Source organism: Kitasatospora sp. NPDC051170, assembly GCF_044455705.1.
GTDB lineage: Bacteria > Actinomycetota > Actinomycetes > Streptomycetales > Streptomycetaceae > Kitasatospora.
In genome coordinates, this window is the sequence record NZ_JBITFA010000009.1 from 1 (window position 1) to 15421 (window position 15421).

General features: G+C 74.8%; 16 protein-coding genes and 1 pseudogene. 10 read left to right on the forward strand and 7 right to left on the reverse strand.

What is annotated here, in order from left to right; translation table 11 throughout:
• Positions 1 to 91 precede the first annotated feature (91 nt).
• A complete protein-coding gene (locus tag ACIBCA_RS19430) occupies positions 92 to 481 on the reverse strand; it encodes a hypothetical protein (protein ID WP_396284153.1) in 390 nt (129 codons plus the stop codon).
• A gap of 248 nt (positions 482 to 729) precedes the next feature.
• Here ACIBCA_RS19430 and ACIBCA_RS19435 point away from each other — a divergent pair, with 248 nt between their 5' ends.
• The 4 genes from ACIBCA_RS19435 (at position 730) to ACIBCA_RS19450 (ending at position 2583) form a co-directional block, all read left to right on the forward strand.
• Positions 730 to 1173, forward strand: coding sequence for an HAD family hydrolase (locus tag ACIBCA_RS19435; RefSeq protein ID WP_396284154.1), 444 nt, complete (start codon positions 730 to 732; stop codon positions 1171 to 1173).
• A gap of 65 nt (positions 1174 to 1238) precedes the next feature.
• Positions 1239 to 1694, forward strand: coding sequence for a DUF3040 domain-containing protein (locus tag ACIBCA_RS19440; protein WP_396284155.1), 456 nt, complete (start codon positions 1239 to 1241; stop codon positions 1692 to 1694).
• A 4-nt stretch (positions 1695 to 1698) separates the two neighbouring features.
• The gene (locus ACIBCA_RS19445; RefSeq protein WP_051838708.1) at positions 1699 to 1995 is read left to right on the forward strand and encodes a hypothetical protein; all 297 of its coding nucleotides are present in this window, start codon (positions 1699 to 1701) and stop codon (positions 1993 to 1995) included.
• 6 nt (positions 1996 to 2001) lie between these two features.
• On the forward strand, positions 2002 to 2583 hold the full coding sequence (locus ACIBCA_RS19450; RefSeq protein ID WP_396284156.1) for a type 1 glutamine amidotransferase domain-containing protein: 582 nt from the start codon (positions 2002 to 2004) through the stop codon (positions 2581 to 2583).
• 35 nt (positions 2584 to 2618) lie between these two features.
• Here the strand turns inward: ACIBCA_RS19450 and ACIBCA_RS19455 are convergent, their stop codons facing one another.
• The 4 genes and pseudogenes from ACIBCA_RS19455 to ACIBCA_RS19470 form a co-directional block, all read right to left on the reverse strand.
• Positions 2619 to 3473, reverse strand: coding sequence for a DNA ligase (locus tag ACIBCA_RS19455; RefSeq protein WP_396284449.1), 855 nt, complete (start codon positions 3471 to 3473; stop codon positions 2619 to 2621).
• A gap of 81 nt (positions 3474 to 3554) precedes the next feature.
• Positions 3555 to 4433 (reverse strand): annotated as a pseudogene (ligD, locus tag ACIBCA_RS19460) (non-homologous end-joining DNA ligase); the annotation flags it as partial.
• A gap of 108 nt (positions 4434 to 4541) precedes the next feature.
• Positions 4542 to 4967 carry a VOC family protein gene (locus ACIBCA_RS19465; RefSeq protein ID WP_396284157.1) on the reverse strand — a complete coding sequence of 142 codons (426 nt, stop codon included), beginning with the start codon at positions 4965 to 4967 and terminating at the stop codon, positions 4542 to 4544.
• Positions 4968 to 4994: 27 nt separating this feature from the next.
• Positions 4995 to 5876 (reverse strand): helix-turn-helix domain-containing protein, encoded by an 882-nt coding sequence (locus ACIBCA_RS19470; RefSeq protein ID WP_396284158.1) that lies wholly within the window; start codon positions 5874 to 5876, stop codon positions 4995 to 4997.
• Positions 5877 to 6082: 206 nt separating this feature from the next.
• Between ACIBCA_RS19470 and ACIBCA_RS19475 the strand changes: the two genes are divergently transcribed.
• The 3 genes from ACIBCA_RS19475 (at position 6083) to ACIBCA_RS19485 (ending at position 8830) form a co-directional block, all read left to right on the forward strand.
• Positions 6083 to 6664, forward strand: coding sequence for a pyridoxamine 5'-phosphate oxidase family protein (locus ACIBCA_RS19475; RefSeq protein WP_396284159.1), 582 nt, complete (start codon positions 6083 to 6085; stop codon positions 6662 to 6664).
• A 9-nt stretch (positions 6665 to 6673) separates the two neighbouring features.
• Positions 6674 to 7312: a LysE family translocator gene (locus ACIBCA_RS19480; protein ID WP_396284160.1), complete on the forward strand. Its 639-nt coding sequence runs from the start codon at positions 6674 to 6676 to the stop codon at positions 7310 to 7312.
• A 78-nt stretch (positions 7313 to 7390) separates the two neighbouring features.
• On the forward strand, positions 7391 to 8830 hold the full coding sequence (locus ACIBCA_RS19485) for an MFS transporter (protein WP_396284161.1): 1440 nt from the start codon (positions 7391 to 7393) through the stop codon (positions 8828 to 8830).
• 64 nt (positions 8831 to 8894) lie between these two features.
• Here ACIBCA_RS19485 and ACIBCA_RS19490 read toward each other — a convergent pair whose 3' ends face one another.
• Positions 8895 to 9290 (reverse strand): transglycosylase family protein, encoded by a 396-nt coding sequence (locus ACIBCA_RS19490; protein ID WP_396284162.1) that lies wholly within the window; start codon positions 9288 to 9290, stop codon positions 8895 to 8897.
• 416 nt (positions 9291 to 9706) lie between these two features.
• Between ACIBCA_RS19490 and ACIBCA_RS19495 the strand changes: the two genes are divergently transcribed.
• From ACIBCA_RS19495 to ACIBCA_RS19505, 3 genes are all read left to right on the forward strand, one after another.
• Positions 9707 to 10204: a universal stress protein gene (locus tag ACIBCA_RS19495; RefSeq protein WP_396284163.1), complete on the forward strand. Its 498-nt coding sequence runs from the start codon at positions 9707 to 9709 to the stop codon at positions 10202 to 10204.
• Between the two features lie 185 nt (positions 10205 to 10389).
• Positions 10390 to 11856 (forward strand): PLP-dependent aminotransferase family protein, encoded by a 1467-nt coding sequence (locus ACIBCA_RS19500; RefSeq protein ID WP_396284164.1) that lies wholly within the window; start codon positions 10390 to 10392, stop codon positions 11854 to 11856.
• 554 nt (positions 11857 to 12410) lie between these two features.
• Positions 12411 to 13817: a family 2B encapsulin nanocompartment shell protein gene (locus ACIBCA_RS19505; RefSeq protein ID WP_396284165.1), complete on the forward strand. Its 1407-nt coding sequence runs from the start codon at positions 12411 to 12413 to the stop codon at positions 13815 to 13817.
• A gap of 657 nt (positions 13818 to 14474) precedes the next feature.
• Here ACIBCA_RS19505 and ACIBCA_RS19510 read toward each other — a convergent pair.
• Positions 14475 to 15188, reverse strand: a complete 714-nt coding sequence (locus ACIBCA_RS19510) for a hypothetical protein (RefSeq protein ID WP_396284166.1) — start codon at positions 15186 to 15188, stop codon at positions 14475 to 14477.
• Positions 15189 to 15421: the final 233 nt, after the last annotated feature.

Genomic DNA, 15421 nt, shown 5'->3' on the forward strand with positions numbered 1-15421 from the left:
ACAGCACAGCCCACTCGGCATCCGAAAGCTCATGACGACGCACCATGGCGGACATGATCCCTCATCACTTGATCAGCTTTGAAGACGACCCCTAGCGCGGCGCGCGAAGGCGGTCGTGGATCCCGCGCAGCCAGGGTTCGCGGACGGCGGGCATTCGGGCCAGGCGGCCGGCCGTGAGCCGGTACTGCGGTTCGAACAGCCCGTACGGCCGCAGCGGCAGCGGGTCGTCCCGTCGGGCCCGGGCCCGGGGCGAGACCCGGGCCGGCCAGTGCGAGCCTGCGAGCCGACGGCCCGGTGGGCGGCAAACGTCGACCGCGGCGGGGATCAGGGCCGTGTTGCGGGTGTCGCCCGGAGCCATCAGCACGGCGCCGGGCGGCCCGGAGGGTACGTACGGCTGGTGGGCGGCGGCCCCCTCCGGGCCCACCGTCTCCCACGGCCAGCCGGAGGGCTCCGGGTCGACGGCGAACGTTCTCGCCTCCATCAGCACCGGCATGAACCGCGCGCCCTCGGCCCCTGGTGGGCGTGCGCCGGCAGGGCCACCTCCCGCAGCGGACCGGTCAGCTCCACTCCGCACCGCGCGCACACGAACACCGCCACCGGCCCCCCGCCCGGGAGTATCGCCGCGGCCACGCGGCCGGTCGACCGGTTTTCCGGGAGCCTCCGCAGGCTGCGCGGTCTAGCCTGGAAGGGCGCGTACCGGTGGGGGCCTTTCGAGCGGGAGAGGTGGCCATGACGGTGGTCTCGGCGGTGGTGTTCGGAACCGGCTGGCGGCCCGGGCTGCCGGGTGGGGCCGAGCTGCTGCGCGAGTGTGCCGCCCGGGGCTGGACGGTGGTGCTGACCGGGCCCGGGATGGCCGGGGTGCCCGCCCTGACCGTGGCCGAGCCGGGGGCAGAGCCGGTGCGTGCGGCGCTGGCGCTGGTGGACGGCGCGCCCTCGCACGCCGTGGCCGTCGCCGGGAGTGTGCGCGAGGTGCTGGCGGCGAGGCGGGCGGGGGTGCCCTGCCTGGCCCTGGAGGCCGGCGGGGAGGCCGGTCCCGAGCTGCGGGCGGCGGGTGCGGCCGAGGTCCACCACGACGCCGTCGCCCTGCTGCGAGTCCTGGACGACAGCCTGCTCGCCCGCCCCCGGGCCTTCGGCCCCGAGGGCGCCGCAACAGGCGCGGCCCGGAACGGTTAGCCCCGGCCCGTACCGGGCAACCGCCGGGTACGAGCACGTCACCGGAAGTGTCGGAGGTGGCCGAGATGGACGGACCCGCGTTGAGCGGATGGGAACGGCGGCTGCTCGAGGAGATCGAGTCCGATCTGCGCCAGGACACGCGCCTGGACCGGAAGTTGAGCACCATGGGGGCCAAGCGGCCGAGCCGTGTGCGCAAGGCGCTGCGCGGCGTCGGGCGCCGGCTGACCGCCGGCGTGGTCCTGACGGCCCTGGTGACGACCGCGATCTGCCTCAGCATCGGCGTACGCACGCCGACCACCGCCGTGCTGACCGCCCTGGGCGTGGTCTGGGCGGCCTCCGTGACGGCCGCGGTGGTCGCCTCGGAGCTGCTGCGCCGCCGCCGCAGGGCCGAGGCTACGGACCCGAGGGACTGGCCGCAGCCCCGCGAGAACCGTGAACGGCGTGAGAACCGAGAACACCGCGAGAACCGTGAACGCCGGGACCGCCGCGAGCGCCGGCCGTGGGACCGACCGGAGGCGTGAGGCCATGAGCACCGACCTGTGGGAGCACCGCCCCGGTGCCCACCCCGCCGCCGACCCGAGCCTGGTCGGCTACGAGGTCCTGGCGATCGACGGCCCCCTGGGCCGCGTCGAGCAGGACACCGGCGACCATCTGCTGGTCGACGCCGCCCCCTGGGTGCCCGGCGCCCGGGTGCCGGTGCCGTTCGGCCTGGTCGCCCGCGTCGACCACCTGGAGCGCTCCGTCCGCCTGGACTGCACGCGCGCCCACCTGAGCGCCGTCCCGCCCCCCGCCGTCGACCTCACCACCCCGCACCCGCGCTGAGCCGTCATGCCCTGGCCGGCCACCACCCTCACGGGCCGTACGATCGCGTTCCTGGTCGCGCCGTACGGGGCCGAACAGGCCGAACTCACCTCCCCCTGGCAGGCCGTCGCCGAAGCCGGCGGCACCCCGCGCCTGCTCTCCACCGCACCCGGCCGCGCGCTCGCCGTCCGCCACCGCGAGCCGGGCGACACCTTCGCCGTCGACGCGACCGTCGCCGAGGCGGACCCGGCCGACTACGACGGCCTGGTCCTGCCCGGCGGCGTGGCAAGCCCCGACCACCTGCGCCTGGACGACCGGGCCGTCGCCTTCGTCCACGCCTTCTGCGCCTCCGGTCGCCCGGTCGCCGCGATCTGCCACGCCGCCTGGACCCTCATCGAGGCCGAAGCCGTCCGCGGCCGCACCCTCACCTCCTGGCCCAGCCTGCGCACCGACCTGCTCAACGCGGGCGCCCACTGGGTCGACGAGGAGGTCCACGTGTGCCGCGACGGCCCGGGTGTGCTGGTCACCAGCCGCAAGCCCGGCGACCTGCCGGTCTTCGAGGACGCCTTCGTGACGGAGTTCTCCCACGCGGCGTCGAAGCGCCGCTGACCGTCAGTCCCCGCGTGCTCGGTCCCCGCGCAGGCTCAGTCTCCACGCAGGCGGAGGAAGGTGGCGGTGGGCGGGCGGCCGGTGAGGAGGAGTTCGGCGCGCAGGGGGGTGGTGAGGGGGTGGAGGGTGCCGTGGTCGGGGTCGGGGGTGGGCGGGCCGAGGTGGGGGCGGGCGGCTTCGGCGACCTCGCGGGACTGGACGGGGGTGAGGCGGGGGGTGCTCAACAGGACGCGGCCGTCGTCGAGTTCGAGGAGGAGGGCGTGCGGACGGCGCCCCGGGCCGGTGAGGGCGCGCACCGTCGCGTCCACGGTGTCGGTGCGGCGGTACTTGACCCAGGCGTGGCCGCCGCCGCGCGGGCGGTAGGGGGAGCCGGAGGCCTTGCAGACCAGGCCCTCCACGCCGGTGGGGGCGAGCCGTTCCATCCACTCCAGGGCCTCCGCCCGGTCGGTGGTGGCCAGGACGGGCTGGATGGGCGGCGGCACGTCCGCGAGGGCGGCGAGCAGCAGGCGGCGCCGGTCGGTGAGCGGCAGGCGCCGTACGTCGCGGCCGGGCAGGGCGAGCAGGTCGAAGGCGATCAGGCCGAGGGCGACCTCGGGGGAGGCGGTGCGGGCCCGGCGGGTGTGCAGCAGCTCGCCGAAGGCGAAGCGGCCGCCGCGCCAGGCGACCAGTTCGGCGTCCAGGACGAGGCCCTCGGGCAGGCGGGCCACGGCGGCGGCGATCGGCGGGAACTCGGCGGCGAGGTCGCGGCCGCTGCGGGACTGGAGGACGGCGGGCTGCTCGCCCCGGGCGAAGGCGACGCAGCGGAACCCGTCGAGCTTGAGCTCGTACTGCACGCCGCCCCCGCCCAGCCCGTCCGCCGGGGGCACGGCGGGTACGGCGGCGGGCCGCATCACCTCGACGGGCGGGCGCAGCACCTGGGCCACGACGGGCGCGGGTGTGGGCGCGGGCGTGGATGTGGCCGCGGGCGAGCCCGGCAGGGGCCGGGCCTGCTCCGGGTCGAGCAGCGGCGCCAGAAGGTCGCCGAGCGTCGCCAGCCGGCCCGGCACCTCCGCCAGGGTGAACACCAGCTCGGCCGCGCTCACCGCCGACTCCAGCTCCTCCCAGGACAGCGGGGTGGAGACCGTCGGCAGCGGCCGGGCCCGCAGGGTGTACGGGGCGGCGGTGGTCTTCTTGGCGTTGTTCTGCGACCAGTCCACCAGCACCCGCCCCCGGCGCTGCGCCTTCGCCATCGTGTGCACCACCAGCTCCGGGCGCTCGGCCTCCAGCGCGGCGGCCAGCGCCTTGGCGTAGGCGGAGACCCGGGCGCTGGGCGTGGGCACCAGCGGGGCGAGCAGGTGCAGGCCCTTGGAGCCGGAGGTCTTCACCCGCGCCGCCAGGCCGTCCGCCGCCAGCCGCTCGCGCAGCAGCAGCGCCACCTCACGGCAGGCGAGCACGTCCGCGCCCTCGCCCGGGTCGAGGTCGAGGACCAGCCGGTCGGCGAGGCCCGGCGCGTCGGCGTGCCACTGCGGCACGTGCAGCTCCAGGCAGCCCAGGTTGGCCGCCCACAGCAGCGCCGCGCCGCCGTCCAGCACCACCTGGCGCAGCTCGCCGCCGCTGCTGGGCACCTCGACGGTGCGCACCCAGTCCGGGGTGCCGGCGGGCGGGTTCTTGGCGATGAACACCTCCGCCTCGACCCCGTCCGGGCACCGCAGGAAGGAGACGGGGCGGTCCCGCAGGTGCGGCAGCAGGGCGGAGTGCACGGCGGCGTAGTAGCGCAGCACGTCGCCCTTCAGGGTGCCGGTGCGCGGGTAGTACACCTTGTCGAGGTGGGAGAGGGCGAGGGTGTGCCCGTCCACGCTGAGCTGGGGCATCGGAAGCCTCCCTGCCGCCAAGTCTCCCGCCAGCACCCCGGGCCGACCAGCGCGGTACGGGCCGGGCCGGCACCCCCGTGACCGGCCCGGCCCGGCCGTCGTGTGCCCTCAGGCCGTGGGCCGGGGTGCGCCCGGGTAGGTGCCGAAGGACCAGCGGTTGCCCTCCGGGTCCTCGGCGGCGAAATCCCGCGAGCCGTAGTCCGTCTCGGTGAGGCCCATGGTGATCGTGGCCCCGGCGGCCACGGCCCGGTCGTGGACGGCGTCGGGCCGCGCCGTGACCACGTAGGCGGTGAACCCGCCCGGACGGCCCGGCCACGCGGGGGCGCCCTCGGGCGCCTCGCGCTCCGAGCCGAGCATCACGCCGCCGCCCTCGGGCCAGGCGAGTTCGGCGTGGACGACGAGCTCGCCCTCGGTGTAGCAGACGACCTCCTCGAATCCGAAGGCGTCCACGAGGAAGCGGATCAGCCCCTTGGCGTCGCGGGCACGCAGGGCGGGCCACACCTGCGGGGCGGGGGTCTTCGGTTCGGTGCTCATGGCGGTCTCCTCACGGTGTCGGGTGCTCTACGCCTCCCACTGTGGGCCCGCCCCGCCCTCCCCGCCTTGGACGTTTCGGAACTCCCCGCTCCCGTGCGTTTCCGCCGCCAGCCAGGCGCTCGGCGCCGCCCCGGCCAGCGAGCGGAACTCCCGCGCCAGGTGCGCCTGGTCGAAGTACCCGCAGTCGGCGGCCAGTTCGGCCAGCAGCGGCGGCGGGGAGCCGGACGCCAGCAGCCGCCGGGCCCGGTCGAAGCGGATGACCCGCGCGGCGGCCTTCGGCGTCAGCCCGGTCTCCCGCCGGAAGCGCTCCAGCAGGTGCCGGGCACTCCACCCCGTCTCCCGCGCCAGCTCCGACACCGGCACCGACCCCCCACTGCGCCGCAGCTCACCCCAGGCCCACACCACCTCCGCCGGCACCCGCCCCGACGGCCGGGCGGCACGCAGCAGCGCCCCGTCCAGCAACGCGAACCGTTCCGCCCACCCGGACGCCTCCCGCAGCCCCTCCTGCAACCGCGCCGCGAGCCGCCCCAGCACCTCCTCCGCCGGCACGTCGATCCCCGCCAACTCCCCGGCAGGCACCCCGAACAGCGCCCGCGCGGCCAACGGATGCACCGCGATCTGCACCCCGGACTGCGCCCCCTGATGCGTGATCGTCGCCGGCGCGGTGTGCAGCCCCCCGACCAGCGTCTCGTACGCACCACCCACCTGCGCCGGATCGGGGTGCCCCGCGACCACCAACGGCTCGTCGAGCGTGAGGATGAACGTCATGTACGGCGAAGGCAGCCCCGCATGCACAGCCGGAGCCACCCCCCGCTGCCGATACCCGCTGTACCACGCCACATACGGCCGCACCCCACCCCCCGGCCGCCCCCGAACCCCCTCGTCGACAACCGCAGTCTCTACGCCCACCCCACCAGTATCCGCCGCCCCGGTCTCACCCTCGCCGCCGCCGGCCCGTCGTCCACCACGCGAAACTGCATGTCAACGCCGAGAAGGCGGCTTCCCTCGCTGTCGTTCATCAGCTGAATCCTTTCCTCTTAGGGGTGATGTGACGGCTGTCTCGAAAAGTGGATGATCCTTTTCCGGGGGGTGGGACGAGGAGCAGAATCGGGGGTATGGGAAAGCAGTACGAACGGATCGAAGGCAGGCTGCGGGAGTTCATCGAGCGGCAGCCCGTGTACTTCGTGGCGACGGCGCCGCTGGCGGCGGACGGGCATGTGAACGTCTCGCCGAAGGGGCGGTCGGGGACGCTGGTGGTGATCGATGAACTCACGCTGGCGTACCTGGACTTCGGTGGGTCGACGGCTGAGACGATCGCCCATCTGCGGGAGAACGGGCGGATCACGCTGATGTGGTGTGCGTTCGAGGGGCCGCCGACCGTGGTGCGGGTGCACGGGCGGGGGGAGCCGGTGTTTCGGGACGATCCGCGGTTCGCGGGGTTGTTGGGGCGGTTCGATCCGGCCGTGGACGGGTCGGGGTTGCGGGCGATCGTGCTGGTCGAGGCCCAGCGGGTCAGTGACTCCTGCGGGTTCGCGGTGCCGCTGATGGATTACCAGGGGGACCGGGACCTGCACGCGCAGTACTTCGACCGCAAGGACGAGGCGGAGTTCAACGCCTACTGCGAGGGCAAGCCGTACATCGGGGCCAGCATCGACGGGCTGCCGGCGATCCCGTTGCCGTTGCCGCCCCGTCCGTAAGCTGATGGTGTGCCTATCGACCAACATCTGTTCATAGCCTTCCTGTTGACCACCTCGGTCGCGATGATCAGCCCTGGTCCCGACATGCTGTTCGTGCTCGGCTGCGGGATGCGCGGCGGCCCGAAGGCCGGGCTGCTGGCCACCGCGGGCGTCGCCACCAGTGAGGCGGTGCACGTGGCGGTGGCGGCGGGCGGGCTGGCGGCGTTCTTCACCGCCGTGCCGGTCGCCTTCACGGCCATGCGCATCGTCGGCGGCGCCTATCTGGTGTACCTGGGGGTGCAGTTGATCCGGCACCGCAAGGACGCCGCCGCCGAGGAACCGCCCACGCCGGGGGAGGGCGGGCTCTCCGGCCGCCGCGCGTACCTGCGGGGTTTGCTGACGAACCTGCTCAATCCCAAGATGGTGACCTTCACGATTGCTTTCCTGCCGCAGTTCGTCCGGCCCGAACTGGGCAGTGTGGGGCTGCAGTTCGCGGTGCTCGGTGCGGCGCTGATCGTGCTGGAGTTCCTGGTGGACGGCACCGTGGGCGTGCTCGCCGGGCGGATAGGCGCCTGGCTGCGCCGTCGCCGTTCGACCCGCCGGCGGGTGGACGCCGCGACCGGCGGGCTCTTCATCGGCCTGGGGGTGCGGCTCGCCGTGGAGGGGTGAGAGGACTGGTCTGGACCTCTCGGGTGAAACCCCTGGTGCGGGTGGTGCGTGGGCGGCTAGGTTGGGCGCCTGTGACGGATGATGACTGACCGACCCGGGGGCGGGCTCTGGTCGCGCCCGTACCGGGCGGCCACGGTGGGGTTCGCCTCGGTGATGTTCCTGATCGGGTTCGCGGCCTTCGCCGTGGTGCCGACGCTGCCGGTCGCCGCGGGTGAGCTGGACGCCGTGCCGATGTACCCGCTGGTCGCGGGGGCGTTCGTCGCCGCGAGTCTCTTCGGCGGGGTGCTGGGCGGCAGTTGGGCGGACCGGGCGGGTCCGCGCCGGCCGCTGGTGGTGGGGGTGCTGCTCGGGGTGGCGACGCTGGTGGTGTCCGGCACCAGCACCACGGTCTGGCAACTGGCCGCCGGGCGGTTCCTGGACGGCGTGGCCGCGGGGATGACGGCGGTGGCGATCAACACCGCGATCGCGCACACCTATCCGGGGCGGCTGAAGGCACACGCGCTGTCGCTGATGGCCACCTGCTGGATCGTCCCCTCCCTGGCGGGGCCGCCGCTGGCCGGGCTGGTCACGGCCTGGTGGTCCTGGCGGGCGGTGTTCCTGGGCCTGGCCGCCGTCACGGCGGTGCCGATCCTGGCCGTGCTGCCCCTGGTACGCGGAGCCAGCGGAGCCAACGGAGCCAACGGAGCCAACGGAGCCAACGGAGTCACCGGAGTCACCGGAGCCACCGGAGCCAACGGAGTCACCGGCGCCCGGGAGGAGGGCGCGGGCCGCCCGTCCCTGGCGGTCGCGGCGGCGGTCAGCGGCGGTGCGGCCCTCGCCCAGTTCGCCGTCTCCGGCGCCGGCTCGGACCTGGACGCGGCCCACCTGGCCGCCGCGGCGGCGGGCTTCGGACTGCTGCTGGCGTTCGCGCCCCGGCTGCTGCCGCGGGGCACCTGGCGGGCGGCGCGTGGACTGCCCGCGACGGCGCTGCTACGGGTGCTGGCCTCGGGGACGTACTTCACGCTGGAGGTCTTCGTCCCCCTGCTGCTGGACACCGTGCGCGGGGTGCCCGCCGCCGTGACGGGCCTGGCGTTCAGCGGAGCGGCCGTGGCCTGGGCGGGCGCCGGCTGGGTGCAGGGGCATCTGCTGGAGCACCGGCCCCGGCACCGGGTGGCGGCGGGCGGGATGGCGGTGGTCGTCCTGGCGGCCGTTCTCGCCGTGGCGGGCAGCCTGCCCGGGGTGCCGCCGGTGGTGGCGGGGGCCTCGATGGTGGTCGCGGCGGTCGGCATGGGGGTGGCGGCGCCGAGCGTGACCCTGCTGTCGATCGCGCACAGCCCGCCCGAGCGGCAGGGCCGTACCGGCGGGGAGATGCTCACCGCCCAGAACCTGGGGCAGGTGGCGGTGATGGGGGCGGCCTCCGCGCTGTTCGGCCTCTGCCCGCCGGGCGGCGGGACCACCGGCGCCTACGCGGCGGTGTTCGCGCTGCTGGTCGTTCCGGCCGCCCTGGCCGTCGCCCTCGCGGGACGGGCGCGGGCATAGGGCCCGGAACGACGAAGCCGCCGCACCCCGGGCGGGGTGCGGCGGCTGTCGTGTGCGGGCGGCCTTACTTGCTCAGGCCGGCCTTGACGGAGCAGATCGGCCAGGCGCCGGGGCCCTGGGCGGCGAGGACCTTCTCGCCGATGGAGATCTGCTGGTCCTTGGTGGCCTGGTTGGCCTGCGCGGCGTACGCGGTGCCACCGAAGGCGGCCCAGGTGCTGGAGGTGAACTGCAGGCCGCCGTAGAAGCCGTTGCCGGAGTTGATGGCCCAGTTACCGGTGGCCTCACAGGCCGCGACCTTGTCCCAGACGGTGGCCGGGGCGGCGGAGGCGCTGGTCGCCGTGACGAGGCCGGCCACGGGCAGGGCGGTGAGCGCCCCGGCCATCAGAGCCATCCGGACGCGGTTGCGGCGCTTCGGGGTGGCAGTGGTGGTGGCAGCGGCGGTCTCGTTACGGAAAGTCATGAAGTTCCTCTCGAAGGGGGGCGGCGAGCGTACGGAACCAGGCCCTCGGAAGGCCGTCGGTTTCGGGGGACGTCGCTCGGTGCAACGGGTTCGAAGGTACGGGGGCTCTTGTGGCGGTTTCAAGGATTCGGAGGTTTGAGCACGTCAGAGGGGTGTTACCGGGCGTAAGGATCAAGGAAATGAGGTGATTTGGTCCGATTTCCACCCATTTCCAAGATCAAATCGCCCGCCCAAGTGGCGCCCGTCACCGCAGAGCCGCTGTGAGGCCGCCCACACGGTCGACAGTGCGTGACCATCCGCCCGCCCCCGGTGCGGAAAGCGGCACCCCGATCGGCGCCCGGGGTGGCCCGCACCACAGCCCTCACCCGGAGTACCCGCTGCGTGCACCCCTGGTGGCGGGACATAGCCTCGACGCCATGAGCAACGAGAGCAACGAGAGCGACGCGGCCGAGGCGGCCGCCGCCCCAGAAGGCTTCGAACTCGGCACCGACGGCCCCAAGGTGATCGTGGCCGGCCTCGACGGCTCCGAGTCCTCCTGGCGTGCCACCGCCTACGCCGCCGGACTCGCCCGCCGCCAGGGCGCCCTCCTCGCCGTCGTCTACATCCAGCCCGTCCTCGGCGCGGCCACCGCCCTCGCCGGCGCCGTCGTCGAGGAGACCACCCAGGAGATCGCCGACGAGCTCCTCGCCGCACTGCGCGAGGCGGAGGAGCACGTCCGCGAGGTGTGGCGCGTCGAGTGGCAGTTCCTGACCATGCGCGGCGACCCCTATACGGGCCTCGCCAAGCTCGCCGACGAGCTGCGCGCCGACGCCGTGATCGTCGGCGTCTCCGAGCAGGCCGGGCACAAGGTCATCGGTTCGGTGGCCGTGCGCCTGGTGAAGGCCGGCCGCTGGCCCGTCACCGTCGTGCCGTAGGACGCGCAGCGGGCGGGGCGGGGCGGGGCGGGGCGGGGCGGTGAGCGGGGTAGTGGGCGTGGCGGTCAGCGGAGCCGTGACCCAGGCCGTCACCCAGGCCGTCACCCGTGCGGTAGGTCGTGCGGCAAGCAGCCGGGGAGCCCGGTGGTGAAGCGGGGCCCGGGCGGCCGGTAGGGTGCGTGGACATGACGGACACGCCGGGCGCGCCGGGAACGCGTCCCACCGGGCCGGCCCACCCCACCGGCAGCGACCTGCACCTGGACCTCTCCGCCGGCGGAGGCCGCCGCGCAGCCCTCATGACCGCCCTGCGCGAGGCCATCCGCAGCGGCCGCCTCGCCCCCGGCACCCGGCTGCCGCCCTACCGCACCCTCGCCGCCGACCTCGGCCTCGCCCGCAACACCGCCGCCGAGGCGTACGCCGAACTCGTCGCCGAAGGCTGGCTCACCGCCCGCCAGGGCTCCGGCACCACCGTCGCCGAACGCGCCGCCCCCACGCCCGCCGCCCGGCCCCGGCGCCCCACCAAACGCCCCGGCCCCCTCCACGACCTGCGCCAGGGCCGGCCCGACGCCGCCGCCTTCCCCCGCACCGCCTGGCTCGCCGCCGCCCGCCGCGCCCTCACCACGGCGCCCAGCGAAGCCTTCGGCCCCGGCGACCCCCAGGGCCGGCGCGAACTGCGCGCCGTCCTCGCCGACTACCTCGCCCGCTCCCGCGGCGTGCGCACGGACCCCGACCGGATCGTCGTCTGCTCCGGCTTCGCCCACGCCCTGCGCCTGCTCTTCGACGGCGCCGACCCCGTCCTCCCGCCCGGGAGCAACGGCCCGCTGGCCGTCGAGGCGTACGGGCTCGGCTTCCACCGCGGGCTGCTCGCCGCCGCGGGCGTCGCCACCCGGCCGCTGCCCATCGACGAAAACGGCGCCCGCGTCGCGGAGTTGGAACACCAACCGGACGTCCGCACGGCGCTGCTCACCCCCGCCCACCAGTTCCCCACCGGCGGGCCGCTGCACGCCGCCCGCCGCGCCGCCGTCATCGACTGGGCGCGCGGGCGCGGCGGGCTCGTCCTGGAGGACGACTACGACGGTGAGTTCCGCTACGACCGGCAGCCGGTCGGCGCCGTCCAGGGCCTGGACCCCGAGCGGGTCGTCTACCTCGGCAGCGTCAGCAAGAGCCTGAGCCCCGCGCTGCGCCTGGGCTGGATGGTCCTGCCCGACCACCTGGTCGACCGGGCCCTCGCGGCGAAGGGCGAACGGGAGGGCTGGGCCAGCGCGTTGGACCAGCTCACCCTCGCCGACTTCATCGACTCCGGCGGCTACGACCGGCACGTGCGCCGGATGCGCCGCAGCTACCGGGAGCGCCGCGACCGGCTGGTGGCCGCGCTCGAGGTGAACGCACCGCACGTGGAGGTGACCGGCGTAGCGGCCGGGCTGCACGCGGTGCTGCGGCTGGAGGCGGGCACCGAGCGCTCCGTCCTCAAGGCCGCCGCGTACCACGGGCTCGCCGTCGAGGGCCTCGCCGACTACCGGCACCCGGCGGCCGACCCGGCCGCGACCCCGCCGACGGAGGGACTCGTCGTGGGCTACGCCACCCCGCCCGAGCACGCCTACGCCTCGGCGCTGGCCGCCCTCTGCGCGATCCTCCCGCCGCCCGCCTCCTGAGCGTCGTCCCCCGTACACCCGGCGGCAAGGGCACAGGGTAGGGCCCCGGGGCCGTCGGCGGGGGCGGAACGGGGCGACAGGGTACGCCGCGTCCGCTGCGGACTCATCCGTCCGTACGGGATCGGCCCGCGCCCGGCAACGTTCCGGCCACCGAGCCCCTAAGGTCAGTGGTCATGTGCAGGACATCAGGAGCGCCCGCCGCCCGCCTGCACGCCGTGGACTCCCGTCAGGTGCCGGCCACCCCCGTACCGGCGCCTGACGGGACGCGCGGCACCCTCCCCGCCGGTGCGGCGGGTTGACGGACACATCGCGGCCTCGCCGGGGGCATACTTCCCGAGATTCACCCTATCGGGGGGTACTGGGCCGCCGTACGGGCGGTGCCGGGCCCTGGTGATCTAGGGTTCCCGAGGGGTCGCCGGGAGCTGGTGACCGTGCTTCCGAACCTCGCCGAACCCCCCACCATCAGGCGGATCTGACGATCCGTCGCGGCATGTGCCAGGGCGGTCCGCTATGCCCTGTCCATGGCCCGACCTCACGAAATGGAGACCCCTGCGATGTCCGTGGACACGAGCCCGGAGACACAGCAGGACCGGCAGCAGAGCCTTGCGACTGCCGCAGCCCGCAACCTCGCCACCACCACCAAGTCCGCGCCGCAGATGCAGGAGATCACCTCCCGCTGGCTGCTCAAGGTCCTCCCCTGGGTGCAGGCCAACGGTGGTGCCTACCGGGTCAACCGTCGTCTCACCTACTCGGTGGGCAACGGCGTGGTGGAGTTCATCAAGACCGGCTCCCAGGTCCGGGTCATCCCGCAGGAGCTGGGCGAACTCGCCCTCCTGCGCGGCTACGAGGACGACGAGGTGCTCACCGCCCTCGCCGACCGCTGCCAGCAGCGTGACTTCGGCCCCGGCGAGGTGCTCACCACCCAGGGTGAGCCGGCGGACCGCATCTTCCTGATCGCCCACGGCAAGATCAACCAGATCGGCACCGGCAAGTACGGCGACGAGACCGTGGTCGGCGTGGCCGGCGACGGCGACCGCTTCGGCGACGACGCGCTGCTGAACCCGGACGCCACCTGGGAGTTCACGGCCAAGAGCGCCACCGCCGGTGTCGTCCTGACCCTGTCCCGCGCCGACTTCGCCGCGATCCGCGACAACGCTCCGAGTCTCCAGGAGCACCTGCAGACCTTCCTGTCGCTGCCCCTCCAGGCCCAGAACGAGCGTGGCGAGGCCGAGATCGCCATGTCCTCCGGCCACCACGGGGAGTTCGAACTCCCCGGCGCCTTCGTGGACTACGAGCTCAAGCCGCGCGAGTACGAGCTGAGCGTCGCGCAGACCATCCTCAAGATCCACACCCGCGTCGCGGACCTGTACAACCAGCCGATGAACCAGACCGAGCACCAGCTCCGGCTGACCATCGAGGCGCTGCGCGAGCGCCAGGAGCACGAGATCGTCAACAACCCGGAGTTCGGCCTGCTCAACAACGCCGACTTCGACCAGCGCATCCAGACCCACTCCGGCCCGCCCACCCCGGACGACCTGGACGAGCTGCTCAACCGCCGCCGCGACCCCGACTACCTGCTCGCGCACCCCAAGACCATCGCCGCGATCGGCCGCGAGCTCAACGCCCGGGGGCTGTACCCGCACCACGTCGACCTCGGCGGGCAGCAGGTGCCGGCCTGGCGCGGGGTCCCGATCCTGCCGTGCAGCAAGATCCCGATCTCCAAGGAGAACACCAGCTCCATCATGGTGATCCGGGTCGGCGAGGACAACCAGGGCGTCATCGGCCTGCACCAGACCGGCATCCCGGACGAGTACCAGCCCTCGCTGTCGGTCCGCTTCATGGGCATCGACGAGAAGGCGATCATCTCCTACCTCGTCAGCGCCTACTACTCGGCCGCCATCCTGGTGCCGGACGCGGTCGGCGTGCTGGAGAACGTCGAGATCGCGCACCGCCGCCACTGAACCCGGCGGCAGGGCCCCCGACCGTAACCGGTCGGCTGGAAGATCGTTTCACCTGATGACGGACGGCCCGCCCCCGGAGGCGGGCCGTTCGCCTGATCGCACCCGGTCGCGCTCCCTGCCTCCCTCCCTGTCCGGCGGCCCGCGTCCGTTCCGCCCCCCGTACGTGACCCGAGAGGTGTGTGAACCCATGCCGCAGCGCCGGCAGTTGCGACGGATACCGCCCGAGGGCGGTGGAGCGGCTGCCACCGGACGGCGGGTGCGGTGGCTCGGCGCGGCGGTCGGCGTGGTCGCGATGTTCGCACTGGTCGGCGGCGCGACCGCCAACGGCGTCGAGCGGCACGGCGGGAACGGGCACGGCACCTCCGTCGACACCTGTGTGTGCGACGAGACGGACGTGTCGGTCGGCGTCCGGCCCGGCGGGCAGGTGGAGGTCGACGTGGACGTGGACGTCCAGGTCGGCGTGAGCGTCGCACCCGGCGTCGGCGACGAGCACCACGGGCACCACGGCCACCATCACCACCCCTGCCACTCCCCGAAGGCGCACCCGCTCGCCCCCACGCCCTCGGGGACGGCCGGCGGACGGCACCAGCCGACGGGGCGGCCGGAGGAGGACGAGGACGACCCGTACGGGGACCACGGCGAGGGCCACGGGCACCATCACCACCACCACCATCCGTGCCCGAGCCCGAGCCCGACCCCCTCGCCCACGCCGTCCCCGACACCGACGAAGACGCCGACTCCGACGAAGACACCGACCCCGACGTACACACCGACCCCGACGTACACACCCAGCCCCTCGCCCACCCCCACCCCCACCCCCACCCCCATCCCCACCCCCACGCACACGCCGAGTCCTTCCCCGACTCCCACGCCGACGCCGACGAAGACCCCCACTCCCACGGCTTCGCCGACGCCGTCGCCCACGCCGACCAGGACACCGTCGCCGTCGCCCTCGCCGACGCCCGTTCCCACGCCGTCGCCGACCCCGCCGCCGGCGAGTCCCAGTCCGACGCCGGTGCCCACCCCGCAGCCGCCGTCCCCGGCACCCCCGCCGCCGTCCGTACCGGCGCCGGCCCCCGTGTCGCCGGCCCCTGTGTCGTCGGCCCCCGTGTCGTCGGCCCCCGTGTCTCCGGCGCCCGCACCCGCGCCCGCGCTCCCTCCGCCGTCGGCCCCGCCCGCGGCTCCGTCGCCCGTCGTGCCCCCGGCCTCGGCGGCCCCCGCCAGCCCTCCGGCCCCCAGCCCGGTGCGCCCGAGCCCGCTGTGGCCGACCCCGTCCGTGCGGCCCGTGCACCTCGCCCCGGCGGCGAAGCCGCTGGCCGAGGCGCAGCACCACCACAACGCCCCGATGACCACCACGATGCTCGTGGTCACCGTGCCCGCGATCCTCGCGGCGGCGGCCCTGCGCCCCAGCGGTAGGGGCGGTGCCCGAGGCGGCGCCGGCCGTGGCGGCGCGAGCGGCGACGGCGGCGGTACCGGGTCCGGATCCGGTTCCGGCTCCGCGCAGTCCTGACCTCCGGGGGTGGCCCGGGCGGCGTCGGAACGCCGACCCGAGGGCCGCCCCCGGCCCCACCGTCTTCTTCACAAGCCAAGCCAGAGAAGGGAGT